Origin of the sequence: Nitrosospira multiformis (assembly GCF_003050865.1) — a bacterium.
Lineage (GTDB): Bacteria > Pseudomonadota > Gammaproteobacteria > Burkholderiales > Nitrosomonadaceae > Nitrosospira > Nitrosospira multiformis_E.
The window spans coordinates 1-2,318 of record NZ_QAOK01000069.1 but is presented as its reverse complement, the minus strand read 5'-3'; the positions used below and the strand labels follow the sequence as shown (position 1 = coordinate 2,318).

Genomic DNA, 2,318 nt, shown 5'->3' with positions numbered 1-2,318 from the left:
ACCGCCAGATACAGCCAGCCTTCGCGTGTCGGAAGTGGAGTAAGAGACAGGGCGTAGTCGAACTATCTCCCTGTCTCTCCTCCCCGAACCGGACTTGCACCTCTCAGCGCATCCGGCTCTCCGTTCAAGCGTTGCTCATGGCAAAGGCGACATCTGTATAGTGCGACTCGATGGTGCGGCGAGTCTCGTCGCGCATGATGTACGGATTTTCCGAAGGCGAGCGCCATGTAAAGCGGCCCTTGCGGCTGGTGACGAGACGCTTGAGCGCCACCGCCCCGTACCAACCTCGACTATTCTGGCCCTGAAGTACCCATGTTTTGGCCTGCCCCGGCTCCGGTGCCCGGACATGGTCGCGCATCAGCGACCTGAAGCCACGCCGGTACTTGCGCGCGAGCCAGTATCCGAGTTTCCAGAAGACGATACGATCCAGCCTGCCAAACAGGGTCGCCGTGTAGTCGGTGTATTGATAGAAGGCAGCCCAGCCGGCAAGTTGCCGATTCAGGCTTTCCACCAGATCCATCCGGTTCATGCTGTAATTACCTGACAGTTGTTTGACCAACCGCCCGGCGAAGCCCCGATACTTCTCCCACGGAATAGTCGTCACAGGCCGCATGCGGCCACGTGGTCCACGCTTGCGGATAACACGGTGACCCAGGAAGGCGAAACCGTCGTTCACATGCGTTATATGGGTCTTCTCCATATTCAGCGTGAGTTTCAACTCGCCTTCAAGGAATTCTCTGCACCGCTCGCGTACTGCTTCGGCATGTGCCCGAGTACCCTTTACCACGATCACAAAGTCATCTGCATATCGACAGTAGGAAATCGCTGGTTTCCATTGGCGGCTTTCTCGCACAGTAATGGGACGCTGCTTGAGAATTGCGAAGTTCCATGCCCACCGATCCTTCCGCACTTTCCTGCTCAGGTAGTTCTTCTCCATCCACGCATCGAATTCATGCAGCATGATGTTGGATAGCAGCGGCGAGATGACGCCGCCTTGAGGAACGCCTTCGCTGGCTGCACGAAACAGATCGCGATCAACACAGCCCGCCTTGATGAATTTCCAGAGCAGGGCAAGGAAGCGCTGGTCGGCGATCCGCTTGCGGATTCCCTTCAGCAGCAGACGATGATGAACCGTGTCGAAGTAGCTGGCGAGGTCGCCCTCGATAACCCAGCGTCCGGCAGTACTGCGCTCATCGCCGTCTTGTAGCTGAAGCTTCACCATGCGAATCGCGTGGTGTACGCTACGGGCAGGTCTGAAGCCATACGAAGCCGGATGAAAATCACTCTCCCAGATCGGCTCCATCGCCATCAGCATTGCCCGCTGCACGATCCGATCCCGCAGACTCGGGATGCCAAGTGGTCTGAGCTTGCCGTTTGCTTTCGGTATGTATACGCGCCGCGCAGGCAGCGGGCTGTACGAGCCCGCCAACAACTCTTCGCGTATCATCGCCAGTTCATGCTGGAGATTCGCTTCCAGCATGCGCTTGTCAATACCGTCCACCCCCGGCGTGCGGGCTCCGCTGGATGCCAGCGTAATGCGAGCCGCTTCGCTCAGCCAATCCCTGCCGGCAATCAGTCTCAGGAGTCGATCGAACTTGCGCTCTTTGTCCTCCGTCGACCATGTCGCCAGTTTGCTTTGCATTTCACTGATTATCAAAGGTCTTCACCTCACTATGGTCAGTTAATCAACCCAGCAAACCACTTCAACTGCCTCCCTTTGCCATGTGGCCGGCTTTCCCGGCCTCGGACTACTACGGAGGCTCCGCCAGCTTGCACATCATCGGGGACACACTCCCTTGGCATCTGTGCAAGCCTTCCCCAGTTCACATGCTGGACTCAACGCATGGGCGAGGTTGCCTGTCGCAGTCTTTATCCTTGCTTTCCGCAAGTCGTCGCGAACACCACGGTCTAACTGCGCGTTCCCCGTGGTTCCCTGCTGCCCGGCCTACATATCCAGTCAGCATTCGTGTCGCCGGACCGTACGTGTGTTCGGCGGCAGTCCACGCCCTGCCTGTCAAGCGGTGTGGGCAGGGGTGACATTTCAACCCTCAGATGCGTTCAAACAGGTTCGTGTTCCTCAACCGTCCCATGCTCAGCCTGGAGGCTCATCTTGGCGTAACCGCTTCGCCGCAAGCCCCGTTTCCCACGGACTTCGTCACCTTGCCAGTGCCGGCAAGTCACCGCCGCTTCGGCTCACTTCCTCTCGCAGCAGAGAAAGGGCATACTCGTTACTGCAACTTCATCGAGCGCTGCATTCCATACATGCTCAAGCAACGTCGCCCCCATGCGGGCAGGCTCGGTTGGCTGGGCGTACTGTA

2 protein-coding genes are annotated in these 2,318 nt (G+C 58.2%); one reads left to right on the top strand and one right to left on the bottom strand.

Annotated features, from left to right (window positions below):
* Nucleotides 1-124 precede the first annotated feature (124 nt).
* Nucleotides 125-1,642, bottom strand: coding sequence for a group II intron reverse transcriptase/maturase (ltrA, locus tag C8R21_RS15420; protein ID WP_107763481.1), 1,518 nt, complete (start codon nucleotides 1,640-1,642; stop codon nucleotides 125-127).
* A 410-nt stretch (nucleotides 1,643-2,052) separates the two neighbouring features.
* Between ltrA and C8R21_RS15415 the strand changes: the two genes are divergently transcribed.
* The coding region (locus C8R21_RS15415; RefSeq protein ID WP_219906699.1) for a hypothetical protein at nucleotides 2,053-2,318 on the top strand (266 nt) is incomplete at its 3' end.

What these genes read in the sequence shown, in the direction of transcription:
- ltrA (WP_107763481.1), bottom strand. Translation starts at nt 1,642, where the DNA reads ATGCAAAGCAAACTGGCGACATGGTCGACGGAGGACAAAGAGCGCAAG.